At 44.0% G+C, this 14936-nt stretch carries 19 protein-coding genes and 1 pseudogene; 4 read left to right on the forward strand and 16 right to left on the reverse strand.

Going from position 1 to position 14936, the window contains the following annotated elements; genetic code table 11:
* Positions 1–30: 30 nt before the first annotated feature.
* A pseudogene (gene uvrB / locus ACK28X_RS00175) lies at positions 31–2314 on the reverse strand (excinuclease ABC subunit UvrB); the annotation flags it as partial.
* A gap of 229 nt (positions 2315–2543) precedes the next feature.
* On the reverse strand, positions 2544–2930 hold the full coding sequence (locus ACK28X_RS00180) for an SH3 domain-containing protein (protein WP_412057698.1): 387 nt from the start codon (positions 2928–2930) through the stop codon (positions 2544–2546).
* A 349-nt stretch (positions 2931–3279) separates the two neighbouring features.
* Between ACK28X_RS00180 and greA the strand changes: the two genes are divergently transcribed.
* Positions 3280–3774 carry a transcription elongation factor GreA gene (gene greA, locus ACK28X_RS00185; RefSeq protein WP_412057699.1) on the forward strand — a complete coding sequence of 165 codons (495 nt, stop codon included), beginning with the start codon at positions 3280–3282 and terminating at the stop codon, positions 3772–3774.
* 116 nt (positions 3775–3890) lie between these two features.
* Here the strand turns inward: greA and ACK28X_RS00190 are convergent, their stop codons facing one another.
* From ACK28X_RS00190 to ACK28X_RS00215, 6 genes are all read right to left on the reverse strand, one after another.
* Positions 3891–4919 (reverse strand): tyrosine-type recombinase/integrase, encoded by a 1029-nt coding sequence (locus ACK28X_RS00190; protein WP_412057700.1) that lies wholly within the window; start codon positions 4917–4919, stop codon positions 3891–3893.
* 47 nt (positions 4920–4966) lie between these two features.
* Entirely contained in the window at positions 4967–5200 is a 234-nt protein-coding gene (gene nrdH, locus ACK28X_RS00195; protein WP_412057701.1) for a glutaredoxin-like protein NrdH, read from the reverse strand.
* A gap of 82 nt (positions 5201–5282) precedes the next feature.
* Complete coding sequence (locus ACK28X_RS00200) at positions 5283–5891, reverse strand: hypothetical protein (protein ID WP_412057702.1); 609 nt, start codon at positions 5889–5891, stop codon at positions 5283–5285.
* Between the two features lie 2 nt (positions 5892–5893).
* The gene (locus tag ACK28X_RS00205; RefSeq protein WP_412057703.1) at positions 5894–6391 is read right to left on the reverse strand and encodes a hypothetical protein; all 498 of its coding nucleotides are present in this window, start codon (positions 6389–6391) and stop codon (positions 5894–5896) included.
* Between the two features lie 98 nt (positions 6392–6489).
* A complete protein-coding gene (locus tag ACK28X_RS00210; RefSeq protein ID WP_412057704.1) occupies positions 6490–7008 on the reverse strand; it encodes a hypothetical protein in 519 nt (172 codons plus the stop codon).
* Positions 7009–7121: 113 nt separating this feature from the next.
* Positions 7122–7352: a hypothetical protein gene (locus ACK28X_RS00215; RefSeq protein WP_412057705.1), complete on the reverse strand. Its 231-nt coding sequence runs from the start codon at positions 7350–7352 to the stop codon at positions 7122–7124.
* Between the two features lie 74 nt (positions 7353–7426).
* On the opposite strand from ACK28X_RS00215, the gene ACK28X_RS00220 reads away from it, so the two are divergent.
* Positions 7427–7564: a hypothetical protein gene (locus tag ACK28X_RS00220; protein ID WP_412057706.1), complete on the forward strand. Its 138-nt coding sequence runs from the start codon at positions 7427–7429 to the stop codon at positions 7562–7564.
* Between the two features lie 10 nt (positions 7565–7574).
* On the opposite strand, the gene ACK28X_RS00225 is transcribed toward ACK28X_RS00220, so the two are convergent.
* Both ACK28X_RS00225 and ACK28X_RS00230 read right to left on the reverse strand, forming a co-directional pair.
* On the reverse strand, positions 7575–7862 hold the full coding sequence (locus ACK28X_RS00225; RefSeq protein ID WP_412057707.1) for a phage antirepressor KilAC domain-containing protein: 288 nt from the start codon (positions 7860–7862) through the stop codon (positions 7575–7577).
* 49 nt (positions 7863–7911) lie between these two features.
* Complete coding sequence (locus tag ACK28X_RS00230; RefSeq protein ID WP_412057708.1) at positions 7912–8334, reverse strand: antA/AntB antirepressor family protein; 423 nt, start codon at positions 8332–8334, stop codon at positions 7912–7914.
* Between the two features lie 463 nt (positions 8335–8797).
* Between ACK28X_RS00230 and ACK28X_RS00235 the strand changes: the two genes are divergently transcribed.
* A complete protein-coding gene (locus ACK28X_RS00235) occupies positions 8798–8923 on the forward strand; it encodes a hypothetical protein (protein WP_412057709.1) in 126 nt (41 codons plus the stop codon).
* Positions 8924–9945: 1022 nt separating this feature from the next.
* Here ACK28X_RS00235 and terL read toward each other — a convergent pair.
* The gene (terL, locus tag ACK28X_RS00240; RefSeq protein WP_412057710.1) at positions 9946–11637 is read right to left on the reverse strand and encodes a phage terminase large subunit; all 1692 of its coding nucleotides are present in this window, start codon (positions 11635–11637) and stop codon (positions 9946–9948) included.
* A gap of 44 nt (positions 11638–11681) precedes the next feature.
* Here terL and ACK28X_RS00245 point away from each other — a divergent pair, with 44 nt between their 5' ends.
* Positions 11682–12458 carry a phage tail tip lysozyme gene (locus ACK28X_RS00245; protein ID WP_412057711.1) on the forward strand — a complete coding sequence of 259 codons (777 nt, stop codon included), beginning with the start codon at positions 11682–11684 and terminating at the stop codon, positions 12456–12458.
* On the opposite strand, the gene ACK28X_RS00250 is transcribed toward ACK28X_RS00245, so the two are convergent.
* From ACK28X_RS00250 to ACK28X_RS00270, 5 genes are all read right to left on the reverse strand, one after another.
* Entirely contained in the window at positions 12447–12695 is a 249-nt protein-coding gene (locus tag ACK28X_RS00250) for a hypothetical protein (protein WP_412057712.1), read from the reverse strand. The genes ACK28X_RS00245 and ACK28X_RS00250 overlap by 12 nt on opposite strands.
* Positions 12685–12915 (reverse strand): hypothetical protein, encoded by a 231-nt coding sequence (locus ACK28X_RS00255; RefSeq protein ID WP_412057713.1) that lies wholly within the window; start codon positions 12913–12915, stop codon positions 12685–12687. The genes ACK28X_RS00250 and ACK28X_RS00255 overlap by 11 nt, the downstream gene beginning before the upstream one ends.
* A gap of 141 nt (positions 12916–13056) precedes the next feature.
* Positions 13057–13314, reverse strand: coding sequence for a hypothetical protein (locus ACK28X_RS00260; protein ID WP_412057714.1), 258 nt, complete (start codon positions 13312–13314; stop codon positions 13057–13059).
* A 27-nt stretch (positions 13315–13341) separates the two neighbouring features.
* Positions 13342–13785, reverse strand: coding sequence for a hypothetical protein (locus ACK28X_RS00265; RefSeq protein ID WP_412057715.1), 444 nt, complete (start codon positions 13783–13785; stop codon positions 13342–13344).
* The gene (locus ACK28X_RS00270) at positions 13748–14932 is read right to left on the reverse strand and encodes a phage tail fiber protein (RefSeq protein ID WP_412057716.1); all 1185 of its coding nucleotides are present in this window, start codon (positions 14930–14932) and stop codon (positions 13748–13750) included. The genes ACK28X_RS00265 and ACK28X_RS00270 overlap by 38 nt, the downstream gene beginning before the upstream one ends.
* Positions 14933–14936 lie beyond the last annotated feature (4 nt).

Below are 14936 nucleotides of genomic sequence, written 5' to 3' on the forward strand. Positions count from 1 at the left end.
TTGTAGCTAATTGGTGTTCGGATTGGTGGGTGAGCGGGTCGTCGGCAATGGCAAGCTCAATTTTTTGTAAGCGCTGAACCTCGTCACGTAGGCGAGCGGCTTCCTCAAATTTTAAATCAGCAGCGGCGGCTAACATCTGCTTTTCTAAAGCTGTAATGTGGCTAGCCATATTATTGCCTATCATAGCGCCTTGTTCAGTGAATTCAGAAATATCAGCGCGCACATGGTCACGTTCGTAGACAGAATCAAGTATATCACTAATATTTTTCTGTATACTAGCGGGGGTGATATTATGAGCCTTATTATAGGCTAATTGCTTTTCGCGCCGGCGGTTGGTTTCATTGAGGGCGCGCTCAATGGAACCAGTTTTTTTGTCGGCATAAAGAATAACACGCCCTTCCACATTACGAGCAGCTCGACCAATTGTTTGGATGAGCGAGGTTTGGGAGCGCAAAAACCCTTCCTTGTCAGCATCAAGAATAGCAACCAAACCGCATTCAGGGATGTCTAAGCCTTCACGCAATAGGTTAATGCCGATAAGAACGTCAAAAGTCCCAAGCCGTAAATCGCGGATAATCTCAATTCTTTCAAGTGTATCAATATCTGAATGCATATAGCGCACCCGCACCCCGTGCTCGTGTAGATACTCCGTTAAGTCTTCCGCCATGCGTTTGGTTAAGACGGTAACAAGGATACGATACCCCTTTTTAGTAGTGGCTTGAATTTCTCCTAATAGGTGATCCACTTGAGTTTTAGCGGGATGGATGTCTACCGGCGGGTCGATAAGTCCAGTGGGGCGGATAATCTGCTCGGCAAAGACACCTCCAGTTTGCTCCAACTCCCATCGGCCAGGAGTAGCAGAAACATTGATGGTTTGTGGGCGCATGGCGTCCCATTCTTCAAAGCGTAAAGGCCGATTATCCATACAAGAAGGCAGGCGGAATCCATATTCAGCCAAGGTGGCTTTGCGACGAAAGTCGCCACGATACATGCCACCAATTTGTGGAATGGTCACATGGCTTTCATCTATAAAAATTAAAGCATTTTCAGGTATATATTCAAAGAGAGTAGGCGGTGGTTCGCCGGGTTTTCGACCCGTTAGGTAGCGAGAATAGTTTTCAATACCCGCGCAACTTCCTGTAGCTTCGATCATTTCAAGGTCAAAGGTGGTGCGCTGTTCAAGTCGCTGTGCTTCTAATAGACGGCCGGCTTGGGTAAGCTCGGCAAGCCGTTCCCGCAATTCCACTCGTATGGCTTTAACCATTTGATTAAGGGTAGGTTTCGGCGTGACATAGTGCGAATTTGCATAGATTTTTACAGATTGTAAATCCCCAGTTTTTTGGCCGGTGAGGGGATCAAACTCGGTAATGCCATCAACTTCATCGCCAAACAACGAAATGCGCCAAGCGCGGTTTTCCAAGTGGGCTGGAAAGAGTTCAATAATATCGCCCCGTACCCGAAAGCTGCCACGCACAAAATTCATGTCTTGGCGCTTGTAATGCTGAGCTACCAGATCTGCGAGTAATTGGCGCTGGTTGATCCTATCGCCTAGAGCGATTTGTGAAGTCATTGCTGTGTAGGTTTCGACTGAACCAATCCCATAAATGCATGAGACAGAGGCTACGATAATTACATCGTCACGTTCTAGTACCGCGCGGGTGGCGGCGTGGCGCATGCGATCAATTTGCTCGTTAATGGTGGATTCTTTTTCAATATAGGTATCAGAACGTGCTACATAAGCCTCTGGCTGATAATAGTCGTAAAAAGATACAAAGTATTCCACAGCGTTATGAGGAAAAAAGTTTTTAAATTCAGAATATAGTTGAGCGGCAAGCGTTTTATTAGGGGCAAGGATTAAAGCAGGTCGTTGGGTTTCTTCAATCACTTTAGCCATGGTGAAGGTTTTTCCTGAACCCGTCACGCCTAAAAGCACTTGACTACGTTCTTGATTACGTAAACCTTCTACAAGGTCGCGGATGGCTTGTGGTTGATCCCCTGCTGGCGAGAAGGGTGTTTCTATTTTAAAGGTCAGACCACCTTCAGATTTTGGCGGTCGTATCGGCCGATGTGGTGTCCATAATTCCCCATCCTTTAATAAGGGGTTGCCAGAGGTTATAAGCGCCGCTAAGGCCTCAACTGTCGCCGTAGTGCCACTAGGAAGGTCGCTGGTTTTTTCCAAAGGGATATCTAGCCCCGAAATAGGGCTAAGTCCCGCTTGTGCACGTTGTTTGGCTGGAAAGGGTGCGCGCGGCATTTTTTTTGTTTTTTCTTTTGGTTTGCTTGGTGGGAGAGTTTTCGCGTGCGCTTGGGCAATGCCAGCCTTTTTGGCACGGTCTTGTGTTTCAGCCTTTGTGTCTGTTAGAGTAGCATCCGTATTTGCGTTATGTGGGCTTTGCGCTGTAATTTCATTTATCCAAGCTTTCAATGGGCTTGCAGTAGCCTCTTGCGGTACTTTGCTTCCGGTTCTGCTTTCGTTGCGATTGTTCGGTTCTAGGTGCAGCGTGGTTTTTTTATTTTTAGTCATTTATTAGGTCTTAATATTGTTAATGGGAAATGGGGCGCGTCAAGCGCGGGGCTATTTTAGCTTTATCTGAAGTAAAGAGGCGCGGGTGGTAAGTAGCTTCGGAGGGAGAGGTTGGATCTGAAGATTTTAGGTGGTAGGTCTGATAAATACTGTTGCTATCATTAAAAGCGAGGTAACGCACCGCAACCCAGCCTTTATGTTTCCCGTAAATAACGTGGCACCATTTATTTTGACAGTAGCGGACGTTTAAGAGTTGTCCCGCAGGGATCATGCTTAAAATATGATGACGTATGCTTGGGCCCATACGCAAATTAAGGCCTACTGTGCTAAATGCTTCGGTCCCCCACGCGGAAGCGTCGCTACAAAAGGCTGTAGCAAGGAAAAGAGCGCTTAGGAATTTAACCATCTTGCCTCGCAGCTTTACCGATGAGCCATTTTGTTCATTATAGGATCACTCCATGTCCTTGCCTAGATCATAGGCTTAATTATTTCGTTGTTTCGTAAGCCTTATATTCCACTATTTTAAGGGAGATTATGGTAAACTAAAATCTTAGCCTTAATTTTCTATGGAAAATGGCTCAATAATAATGTATATTTTAAACAAGGTTTGGTTTGTCCGTATACGTCATTTTACCCATTTGCTCCAATTGAAAAGAGGGGCAAAATTATTGGCGTGTTTAACAACATCTACGGATCGGGTTCGCAAAGGCTACAAAGCTTTTGGGAATGAATGTGTATTGTAGAAAGGCACAGAAATGGAAAAGGTTCCGATGACAACTGGCGGTTTTGCAGCGCTTAAAGAAGAGTTGCGCTGGCGCCAGCAGGAAGAGCGCCCGCGAATTATTGAAGCTATCGCGGAAGCTCGGGCTCATGGAGATCTTTCAGAAAATGCTGAATATCATGCAGCTAAGGAAGCCCAAAGCCATAACGAGGGGCGCGTGAATGAACTTGAAGATTATATCGCTCGAGCTGAAGTTATTGATGTGACAAAGCTCTCAGGTGATAAAATTAAATTCGGCGCTACCGTGCAATTATTGGACGAGGAAAGCGAAGAAGAAAAGACGTATCAAATTGTTGGCGATCAAGAGGCTGATGTAAAAAAAGGAAAAATTTCTATATCTTCACCCATTGCCCGCGCCCTTATCGGCAAGCAAGAGGGTGATGTTGTTGAAGTCTACGCTCCTAGTGGTGTACGTTGCTATGAAATTATAAAAATTTATTATATATCAAAAAGAAACCCTGAATTTTAAGGATTTTGTGTCCTAATTTTGATACCATTTAAAAACAATATGGTCACAAGTAAGGACACAAAATTTACCACTTTAGTTCTCAATAATGCCTACGGAAAGGTACTTACTCCTTTCTGTTATGCTACCTCTAAAAGATGTACAATATCTTTCAGAGCACTAGGCTTAAGTTGCATATAGCGCATAGTCGTATTTATACTGGTGTGCCCCATCCATTCCATAACACGACGTATATCTGCACCTCGCTTTACTAAGCGTGTACAACACGTATGCCGTAAGGTATGGAAAGTAACATCCAATAGCTGGAGGTTATCACACATCCTGCGCCATTCTATACGCGCTTGTTTTTCTGTCAAGTCTTCAAAAGGTCGTGAACGTTTTCCTTTACTGCTTGAAAGCCTCTCAAGAATAGCGCGGCTACGGCTAGTAAGGGGTATGGTACGCGGCCTATTGGTTTTCGTGTGCCAAAAGGTTACGCTTTCAAAACCCTCGCCAAAATCCTTCCACTTCACGCGTAACATCTCAGAAACACACCGCGCTCCAGTGTCTAGCAAAAGTGCCGTAAAGTCATGCATGAGTGGTAGGTTATTGTTTTGGAAATATTCCAATATTTTTGCATCTTCGTGATCCTCTAAATAGCGGAAACGTGTCTTAACAATTGGGTTCCATGTAAAGCGTGGTAGTTTGCTTATCACCTCATGATCAAGAGCAACCTTTAGCATTTTAGAAAGTGCCGAAAGTTTTGTGTTAATCGTCGACGCGCTTGACTTTTGGCTTGCAAACTTCATTTTCATTGCTGTTATATCACTTGCGCTTATTTCCGCTATGTCCTTTTGGTAGCCAAAGTGTTCGCATATATGCCGTCCATGTAGGATTAGCATAACTGCCGAACGCTTAGTCGACCATTCGGTACGACACACGAACTCAAAAAGGTTACCCAAAACCCGCAAACTATTAGGCGCAAGATAACTTTTTCTTGTCTTTTTGAGAGCTGGTGCAGTTGGAAGTGCTAGCCCTAAAGAGACAGCTAGACGTGCGTTATGTTCCCATGTAGTAGCCTCCAATTCTGTTTTAAAAGTTGGCCTATGTCTCTTACCGCTTTTATCGCGTACATCAGCTAGCCAAGACTTACCTCTTTTTTTAACCATGTATTTAGTCCTCCATTTCCTATTGATAAACCAAAATTAGACCCCCCTTATTCTTTAGGTCGACTCAAGGCCGCTAGTTTGTCCGGCCTGAAACCTGCCCAATGGTTATCTTTATCAAGAAATACAACGGGTACTTGACGATAACCTAAGTTTTCCACAAGTGTTTGTGCATCTCTATTTTCTGATATATCAACGACTATATAAGGTATATTATGCTTATCCAAAGCACGATAAGTTGCTGTACATTGGACACAATTTGGCTTGCTATAGATTGTAATCATGCCGCTTTTCCGGTAAGGGCGCCGGTGATTACCGTGTCACCGGAAACTTGCATGTTTCCATTGATTATTGCGTCGCCTGAGATTAGCGCGTTACCAAAAACTTTAGCGTTATTTGAAACACGGGCATTGCCGAAAATACACGCGTTGTTAGAAACACTCGCCGTACCTGAAACGCTAGCTTCGCCTGAAATATGGGCATTGCCTGTGATACATGCATTACTGAAACCCGCGCGTTACCTGTGATACGTGCATTATCAGAAACACTGGCCGCCCCTAAAACGTGTGCATTGGAAGAGATCCACGCATTACCACAAATCCACGCGTCATCTAAAATACATGCATTGCCTGAAACACGCGCTTTCTCAGTAAGGTATGCATTTTCCCCTACATGGGCATACCCTCCTACCACTACATCACCTGAAATCCACGTATTGCCTGAAACACGCGCACTGCCTGAGATACTAGCATAGTCCGCAATACACGCGTTTTGCGTGGCTCTTGCCTCGTCATAAACACATGCATTATCAAGTACCCAACAATTACCTTCGTGACTTAGGTTGGCTTCGGTCTCTATAAAGCCGCCCTTATCACCCGCTTTGACATCGCCAAAGGCGCGTAAGGCTTGGATACGGTAGAGGGTACGGTCGTCTACCTCTCTTGTTTCGTCGGTAAGTTCATATTTCCTTTCCATGCCTATTCCTCCTTGATGACTGTGTCTTTATAAATATCTGCGTAGCTAGAAACCTGTGCATCACCTGAAACCTGCGCATAGCCTGTAACATGTGCGTTGCCTGTAACTAGCGCATCACCTGAAACCTGCGCATTGCCTGTAACATGTGCACCACCTTTAACTAGCGCATCACCTGAAACCTGCGCATAGCCTGTAACTTGTGCGTTGCTTGCAACACACGCATAGCCTGAAACCTGCGCATCACCTGAAACAACCGCTTCGCCTGCAACTAGCGCATAGCCTGTAATGACTGCATCACCACAAACACGTGCTTTGCCAAAAACACACGCTTTATCTGCTACCCAACAATCGTCTTCATGGCTTAGGTTATCCTCGCTTTCTATAAAGCCGCCCTTATCACCTGCTTTGACATCGCTAAAGTCGCGTAAGGCTTGAATACGGTAGAGTGCATGGCCGTCTACCTCTCTTGTTTCGTCGGTAAGTTGGTATTTCTTGTCCATTGTTTTAGACCTTTCGTTAGACACAAAGAGAGCCCTTAGCCATGCTTTAGGCATAAGCTCTTTGTGTACTGATTAAGTTTTTGATTAGGAGGCTTTGTCTAAATGTCGTGGGCGATTACTATGTTACCGCCTATTTGTGACTTTCCACTTATGTTTGCGTTACCTGTGATTAGCACATTGTTAAAAACTTTAACGTCACCTGAAACTTGCGCATGGCCTGTAATATGTGCATGATCCTTAACAAAAGCGTCACCTGAAACTTGCGCATGGCCTGAAACGCGTCCAGCTCCAATAACAAACGCGTTTTCTTGCACTTGAGCGTGATTTGTTATTAACGCATAATCACGAACTTTTGCCCTACCTGAAACTTGGGCTCTACCTGAAACGTTAGCATAGTCACTAATAAACGCGTTTTGGGTGACCCTTGCCTCGCCATAAACACATGCATCACCTCCTACCCAACAATTCCCCTCATGACTTAGGTTATCCTCGCTCTCTACAAAGCCGCCTAAATCACCTGTATTGATATAACCGAAGTAACGTAAGGCTCTGATACGGTAGAGTATATGGCCGTCGGTTTCTCTTGTTTCGTCGGTAAGTTCATATTTCTTGTCCATTGTTTTAGACCTTTCGTTAGACACAAAGAGCCCTTAGCCATGCTAAAAGCATAAGCCCGTTGTGTGCTGATTAAGTTGTGTGGTTAGGTGTGTTAAGGCGCTATAAGGACGCCTTAATAAAGACAATCGCTCGCTTTGCCTTTATCTTGCTGGATAGCGTCTTCAATGGTTGTTGGGGCTTTGTGTGCTGTGGTTGGCCAATTAATTTCAAGACCAAAAGCGGTGCAAATGATTAACTTTAGTACAACTACCGTAGGATAGACTACAAGCACTAGAGCAAAGGGCGTTGCTATAAACCCTATCAGTATAGACCAAAAATGATCCTTTTCATAAAATGGTTGCATGACAAATCCTTTCGACTGGTTAGAGGTATGAATATTGATTAAGCTTTTCACCAATAATCTTAACGAAGCCTTTCGTGACGTCTTGCGTCGTTTGGTCGTCTATTCGTGCCGGTACGACCTTTATTGGTGCCTGTGGAATTAACTGTTTAGCGGCCTTTAGCGCGGCCTTGCGCGAATTGAATAAGAGTGGTTGTGGATACACCATTGATTGATTGCAACGACTTAGTGCACCGTAGAGAGCTCGGTAGCTAACTTTGCAAGGCCTTTAGCGGTGATACGTACTGATGTTACTGTTTTATAGTTTCCATAAATACACAGTGACGTAACTTTGGTCTCTAAGAGGTCGCTTTCGATTTTGTCTTGGTAAGGGATGAGTGGTGCGCCTTTCTTCTGCCGATACGCCCATTTTGTGTGCTCAAGATAGCTAGTAAGGAATGTAGGTCTTACTTTTAAATTTTTGGCCGCCTCATAGAGCGTGAAGAGCCCATTAGAGTTCGCTAGCTTGTCCAAGGCTTCTGCCTTTGGCTCTAAGGTTTCTATGATTTCCTGTTTGTGAATATTATCCAAATTTAAGTTGTTGGTTCTCGTCTCGTAGATGTGTGAAGACACCAAGAAGGACGCGTGGACTGGAATAGTCTATTTGGTCGTAGTTTGGTTGTAAGGCCTTTAGGCGGCGTTCACATTCTATGAAATATTGGCGGGCTTGCTTTCCGCGTTCGTTTTTCTCAACCATGGACAGCTCTTTCGCTACGTCAAGGGTTAGGTGATACTCCTTTAAAACCACATTTTGACGTTTCCCAATTTTGGGAAGCGTTAAAAAATAGTCGCTATTTTCCTTGAAACCGTACTGTTGAATACGATCAACTATCCAAGTAGCAAAGCGCTTACCAATTTTCAAAAAGGCGTGGAGGTCACGTGCATTGACCGTTTGCACAGAAGCGTTGTTGAAGGTCGTTGATTGAATGGCGATAAGTTGTTTCATTTTTCATTTCCTTTTGGTTAGGGATTGTTGAACTTGTGCTCTAGAGGTGGCTTAAGGCTAGCTTAGGCCGTTGATGAGAAGACTACAGAACACACCAAAGGCGTTCAAAGGAACACCTTAGGTGCGCCCTGCGTGTGCAGGACGGCTACATTTTGGACTGCGCGTCATGTAGCTAACGCCCCTCTTTTGCTGGAAAAGTTAAAACAATCCATGCATAAGAAGAATATTCAATTGTCAAAGAACAAATCGAATTAACGATTGCTCTAATGGCTATCATTGATATTTTTATCTTGTCAACAGGAAAAATGAAGATTATGAAATTATTTTCAAACAGCAATAAGTTAAAAACAAAAGAGGAACAAAGAAAAACATAAGACTACGAAAAAAATAGAGAAACCAACCTAAAAAAGGCCTGATTTCTCTATTTGATATTATTGCATTTTATTTTTTACAAGGAAATCCAATGAGTTATCGTACGCGTGTGACCTGTGATGTGACCACGGCTCACAAATTGAGTCTCATAGCCCAACCATACGGGGGGATACGCGCGCTCTATTTGATTGATTGGGTATTTCAAATTTTTTGGTAATTTTTAAACCACCCTAATCCCCGTTCAGCATCTTAGGGTCGAGATGAAGTCCAACACATGCTAGCCGATAAAGCACGAGACTAACATGTGTTGGAGGACGGGTAGTCGACAGTCTCTGCGCCTACCACGGGTTAGATAAACCCCTTACAAACCTAGGGCTGGATATGGTTTTAGCAAGTTTGTAAGGGGTGGTTTAGCTTATCAAGGAAAGGAACTTGTAAGCTAAATTTTGATAGATATTTTTTAAGTGAGTCGGGAGTAGGTATGAGTTTACTCACGCCTTTATCAGCCTTTATAACCATAGTAATTATTTACAATTGAACTTATGTTTAACTAAAGGTAGCTAAAGATAAACTAATAGATAGCCTATAGAAACTTAAGGTATCTAATAATAACCTATATGTAATCTATAATTTAACTTATATTATAACTTAAGTTAGCTATAGGTTATCTATTAGTTCATTGTTTAGTTCATTGTTTTGTTTAGTTCATTGTTTTTCATTGTTTAGTTCATTGTTTAGTTTCGTTTGGTTCATTTTTGGTTTGGTTCTTCCTTAAGGGTAGGGTAATTCTAACCAATTGATTTTACACAATAATTCAACGGTTGATTTTGCCTGATTTTTTGTCTAATTTTGTCTACGGGAAGTCGTCCGGAAGGTTTAACCTCCAAAACCTTCTAGGACGCCCTACAAGAGGCGTTTAGTCTCTTTTGATGGTTTGTACCAAAAGACCACTAAACGCCGCTGTATGAGCCTCTATGAGCCAAATAGAGCTATTCTAAGAGGGGAAGGTGGAATAGGATATCTGTCTCGCTTGACCTAAGCCCTGTCTCGCTTGACTCAAGCCGTGATCAGATCAAATTATACGGGCATGGAGGTAGATTAGAAGGCATGACCTCCAAAACCTTCTAGGACGCCATACAAGAGGCGTTTAGTCTCTTTGGATAGTTTGTACCAAAAGACCACTAAACGCCGCTGTACGATCCTCTATGAGCCAAATAGAGCTATTCTAATCTGTTATCTCTAAGCCAAGGGGTCATACACCAATGTAGGACGCTTGGTTTTGCCAAACGGGGTGAAGGCTCTCATCTTGCGAATGTGCTCTTCTATGATCTTCTGTCTTGACTGTTCGGCGGCCTTTTGGGTGTCTCTGCCCATGGCATCTGTCCAGTAATGGACGGCAATAGCCAAGGCATCTAGCCTATCATCTTTCATCAAAGAGCCTCTATCACGGGTGATACGGGTCATTTGGTAGAAAAGCTGGTAACGGTTGCGTTGCTCTATGGCGTATATTCTCGTCGACTTGAAGTCTCGTTCAATTAGACTACGGTCAACCACCAGCCTATGGCCGTTCATCACGGGTTCTAAAGTGTCGACGATACGCCGCTCCTTTTGACCATGGGAGCGAACACTATCCCTAATCCTACATGGATAGATCCTTTGCATAACCGGTGTAAGCAATTTGTTAAACATACCGTCACCAAAGTTAGGTTCTATGATGATTTCTTTTACGCTATATTGCTTAGCTTTATGGGCTAGTCTTTCTAAGACGTCTTCTTCATAGCCCCGTCTATCGCCTCCTGCATCCAGCAAGAAGAGTCGTCCATTAAGCATAGAGACAATGGCATAGGTGGTTTCGTCTTCACCGCGTCCTGATGGGTCAATCGCCATGATAGAGCCCGTATAGGGTTGCCAATGCTCTTTAGACACCATAAACGGCCTATAGAGCCTATCGCCGTCAAAGCCTACTGTTGGTACCTCTGAGAGGCAAAGAGAGGGGTCATTGCCCCAAGCAAGCTCTACGGGGGCTAATTTGGGGTCGGTATCCATGACGATAAGATCACGCAACTTAAGGGGATATTTGTCGGCATCTGCAAGACTTGTGTCTAACATGAATTGCAAGGCAAAGCCCGCGCGGCCGTATTCGGCTTCTTTCTCAAGGAGTATGTGAGAGCCAAAGCGTTTACAAACCGGTTGGTTTACTAATTTGGGGTTCTTTACTAAGTCTTGGACAAGGTGTTCAGCAAGCTTTGCACCGTAACGCCTCTGTTGTTTTTCTGTAGGGTATCTTGCGGGAAGGATACGTATCTCATAGCCGCGTTCGGGTAGGGCGTTGTAGATTGATTGTTCTGTTTGGGGTGTGCCTAGATAGATGATTTTAGAGGTTTCTAGCGGCTTAAGGACGGCGGCAAATTCTTTGACAAGTTCTTTGAGTTTATCACGCATCATCTGTGTTGCAGAATTACCTGTTACCTCTATATCATCAGCAATAATCAGATCAGCACGAGAGCCGGTTAATTGGCCTGTCATACCTACAGATTTAACCGAAGATGACTGATCAGCCGTTGCAGGGGCAACATCAAAGGATATTTTGGAAGACCTTTGACCGTCTCTTGGCCGCAAATGGCGCAAGAGGGGCATCTGATTAATTAATTTTAAAACAAAGCTTGAGAAGTCATCAGAGCGGCTTTTAGAGGCTGATACGACCATGATTTTAATTTGGGGGTCGTTGAGCAGTCTCCAGCAAACATAGGCGGCGGCTACGAAAGACTTACCAACACCGCGGAACGCTTGAATAACAAGACGATTAGAGCCATTGGCTAGCCATTCTGCTAAGATATACTGTGACCGTGTGGGCGGTGGTAGGTTTAGATGCTTCCAAACGAAGAATAGAAACACTCTAAAATCTTCTTTTGGGTTGCTTATTTTGTGCATATTCTGTAATCCTCCTTGGGTTAAAGGTTAGGGGAAGTGGACTAATGAGTGATTTTGGGGTGAGAATAGGGAAAGTTTTAGCCGCGCTTGGGCTGTGCATGGCTTTATTCTGTGTGCCAGCGGGGGCTGGTGTGAAGGAAGACTTAAGCGCTATTGATAAGGCTATTAATTCCATAAAAGAGCAATTGAGACAATTTGAAAAAAAAAAATATAAAGTGTCAATAGATGAAAAAAAACTACTCTCAGAGGTTTATAATATGCAGGGCGCATTATCGCGTATTGAATATAATCTAAATTATATATGGTATAATAACAAAGACCGTAAGATCGATAATGATATTTATACAATTCGTTTAAACCTTTCATCAAGACAGCTTGATTTGAGAATTACTAGAACTAACTTAGAAATACTTATACGTATTGGATTGTCGCATATTTACTTTGAAAAAAATTGGATGCCTTACCAAGTTCCTGCAATCTTAGATGGACTTTTTCTAGATGGTATAACGTTTGATAATAATGATAGAATATTTTATAGCAAATGGTACCCTGATGAATATAACCAAGATATAGGTATAGCGCATTGGAATAAACGTGTTCCTGAGCTTAAGGCTTATGCCAATAAAAGGGGGGAAGATTGGCAAAATTTAAAGACTCAATTAGACTTTTTCCAACAAGAATTAGAAACAATCGCTCCTAAGGAGATAGCACGCTTAAGAAATTCAAAGACTCAAGAGGAGGCTATTAAAGCCTTTGATGATTTTATGAAATTCTATGAACTATTAAATAAATCCTCCCCCCGTCCTCCTCTAGTTCACTAACATACTCCTTAAGCTTCTTTCGGCTTCTTCCATAGTTCTTGTTAAGTTCTCTTTGGCATCTTGGCTTTGATCAAAGGCCATATCAATACCGTTATCCTTTAGGAACTTGACAATAACCGCCCAATCCTTGGCTTCACATTCGCCGCTTTCTAGTCTTGCTAGCATGTCTTTTGCTATGAGATTATGGAGGCGCTCTAGAAGTTCAAGACTAGCTTTTTGTGTGTTTTCAGTCATCATTACTCCTATGTTCATTATCTTTGCGTTTTTCATCTTTGATGATTGCCCAAGTACGTACAATTATCCAAATGATACTAAACAACGGAAATAAAAGCGCCGTGGTTTGTGAGACTGTCATCAGCCATGGCAACCAAAACGGGCTGGAGAGTGCGCTTCCAACTATGGTTATATCTACACTGTCTTTAAAAGGCGTGTCTGTTATTGGAGGGATTATGTTCATGATATGATATCCTTATTTTGTTTTTACATATAAACGGCCATAGAGAGGCGTTTTGCTTTTGGTGGTGTTAACTACCAAAATACATTAAAAGCGCTTCTATGACCGTTTTAGGTGGGTTTAAATTGATTTTAGAGGAACACGTTAGGACACTTGGTCTACTTTGGGTTCTTCTGTTGGTTCTTTAGGTTCAACTAAGAGTTCTTCTTTGAGATCTTCTTTAGGTTCCTTTGCTAGTTCTTCTGTTGGTGTTGGCGGGGTGAATTGGCCGTCTTTATACGTCCAACCAATACCCGCTTCCTCAGAGGGAATAGCTTCCCCGTCATCAAATGGATAGGTGTAGTTCTCGGGCGCAACGATTGTGTTAATCACCACGCCCTCTTTTACAACTGCGTAATACATGCTGTGTTTCCTTTAAATTATGTTGATTTAGTACCAAATTTTGACGAGGAGCATACCATTAGCGCCGTCGCCTCCATAATATCCGTTACCGCCGCCTCCGCCACCTCCAGCAGCAGGAAAGGCGCCAGCGTACCCCGTTCTGTAGGGGCGATCCCCAAAATCAGGATGATACCCATGATCTCCCTCACCTCCATCACCCCCTTTGCCAGCATAGACAGAGATACCTCCTACGCCTCTAAAAGAAGAAGCACTGCCACCACCTCCACCACCTCCGCCACCATAAATAGAGTTACCCCCATTATAGCCATCACTGATTGGTTGGTCATCGCCTTTGCGGCCGCCGCCGCCGTCACCACCGCCATAGGTAGCATTATCTCCAGGTCTGTTTCGTTCGAAACCCTTACACTCAACCCCGCCTCCTGAGCCTCCTGCGTCAGCTGTACCGCCGCCGCCGCCACGCGCAAAAAACAAAAGTAGATCCGTCGCCTAAGAGCGTATCGCCTCCACGATAGCCACGCAACGCGCTGTATGCCCCGCCATCTCCCCCTTTGCCTATAGTAAAGTCTTCAAAGCCTTCTAGCTCTTTCTTTAAAAACCTTTTGATGACACATTCGCCTCCACCACCTCCTCCGCCATGGTGATCACCGCCTCCCCCGCCACCGCCCCAAGCCCATATTTCAACAAGGCTGTCATCTTTGATGTCTTTAGGCCATTCAATATGGCCGCTCTCAGTATATTTGAGTTCTATATCGGGGGCTGTAGAAGACTGTCTTAGTCTTTTATTAATATCAGTTAGCGCCTTTTGAAACCTTGTTTCCTGCTCCGCTATAATACGTTTTATGTCTTGTTCTATAAGATTTTGAACATCAACTTTACTTACAATACCTTGTTCGCCTTTGTCGCCTTTGACGCCTTGTAAACCGCGGTCGCCCTTGTCGCCTTTGACGCCTTGTAAACCGCGGTCGCCCTTGTCACCTTTCACGCCTTGGATACCCTGTAAACCACGGTCGCCTTTGTCTCCTTTGGCACCTTGTAAACCACGGTCACCTTTGTCTCCTTTCACGCCTTGTAAACCACGGTCGCCTTTATCTCCCTTTATACCTTGTAAGCCGCGGTCGCCTTTGTCGCCTTTTACGCCTTGGATACCCTGTATACCACGGTCGCCCTTGTCTCCCTTATCGCCTTTTACGCCTTGGATACCCTGTATACCACGGTCGCCCTTATCTCCTTTATCGCCCTTATCGCCTTTTATGCCTTGGATACCCTGTATACCGCGGTCGCCTTTATCCCCCTTATCACCTTTTACACCCTGTTCGCCGCGGTTTTCCTCAGCAACATAAATCGCCTGTTGGGTTAATTCATTGATATAGAAGGCGGGGATTGGGCGGTTGTTTTCAACTATGTAAAGAGGTTCGGTTGGTGTTTGCCGAATGATAGTAACAAAAGCCCCCGAAACGGGGGCGGTTGCTAATTCTATTTTTGTGTCATTAAGCCAACGATAGGGCTTTTGTACCCCGTTCACTTCAACAATGATATGTTTTTGCCGCAAGTACGGCATGGAAACGGTAAAAGCCTTGGTAGTACCGTCTGCTTTATAAGTTACTTTTGATTTATTCATGGTG

Source organism: Bartonella sp. DGB2 (assembly GCF_046843095.1).
Lineage (GTDB): Bacteria > Pseudomonadota > Alphaproteobacteria > Rhizobiales > Rhizobiaceae > Bartonella.

Excerpts from the sequence above, each read along its gene's own strand:
- ACK28X_RS00215 (WP_412057705.1), bottom strand. The coding sequence starts at position 7,352 with ATGCAACCATTTTATGAAAAGGATCATTTTTGGTCTATACTGATAGGG.
- ACK28X_RS00260 (WP_412057714.1), bottom strand. The coding sequence starts at position 13,314 with ATGTATTACGCAGTTGTAAAAGAGGGCGTGGTGATTAACACAATCGTT.
- ACK28X_RS00235 (WP_412057709.1), top strand. The coding sequence starts at position 8,798 with ATGAGTTATCGTACGCGTGTGACCTGTGATGTGACCACGGCTCACAAA.
- nrdH (WP_412057701.1), bottom strand. The coding sequence starts at position 5,200 with ATGATTACAATCTATAGCAAGCCAAATTGTGTCCAATGTACAGCAACT.
- ACK28X_RS00255 (WP_412057713.1), bottom strand. The coding sequence starts at position 12,915 with ATGAACATAATCCCTCCAATAACAGACACGCCTTTTAAAGACAGTGTA.
- ACK28X_RS00250 (WP_412057712.1), bottom strand. The coding sequence starts at position 12,695 with ATGATGACTGAAAACACACAAAAAGCTAGTCTTGAACTTCTAGAGCGC.
- ACK28X_RS00270 (WP_412057716.1), bottom strand. The coding sequence starts at position 14,932 with ATGAATAAATCAAAAGTAACTTATAAAGCAGACGGTACTACCAAGGCT.
- ACK28X_RS00200 (WP_412057702.1), bottom strand. The coding sequence starts at position 5,891 with ATGGAAAGGAAATATGAACTTACCGACGAAACAAGAGAGGTAGACGAC.
- ACK28X_RS00180 (WP_412057698.1), bottom strand. The coding sequence starts at position 2,930 with ATGGTTAAATTCCTAAGCGCTCTTTTCCTTGCTACAGCCTTTTGTAGC.
- ACK28X_RS00210 (WP_412057704.1), bottom strand. The coding sequence starts at position 7,008 with ATGGACAAGAAATATGAACTTACCGACGAAACAAGAGAAACCGACGGC.
- greA (WP_412057699.1), top strand. The coding sequence starts at position 3,280 with ATGGAAAAGGTTCCGATGACAACTGGCGGTTTTGCAGCGCTTAAAGAA.
- ACK28X_RS00205 (WP_412057703.1), bottom strand. The coding sequence starts at position 6,391 with ATGGACAAGAAATACCAACTTACCGACGAAACAAGAGAGGTAGACGGC.
- ACK28X_RS00190 (WP_412057700.1), bottom strand. The coding sequence starts at position 4,919 with ATGGTTAAAAAAAGAGGTAAGTCTTGGCTAGCTGATGTACGCGATAAA.
- terL (WP_412057710.1), bottom strand. The coding sequence starts at position 11,637 with ATGCACAAAATAAGCAACCCAAAAGAAGATTTTAGAGTGTTTCTATTC.
- ACK28X_RS00230 (WP_412057708.1), bottom strand. The coding sequence starts at position 8,334 with ATGAAACAACTTATCGCCATTCAATCAACGACCTTCAACAACGCTTCT.
- ACK28X_RS00245 (WP_412057711.1), top strand. The coding sequence starts at position 11,682 with ATGAGTGATTTTGGGGTGAGAATAGGGAAAGTTTTAGCCGCGCTTGGG.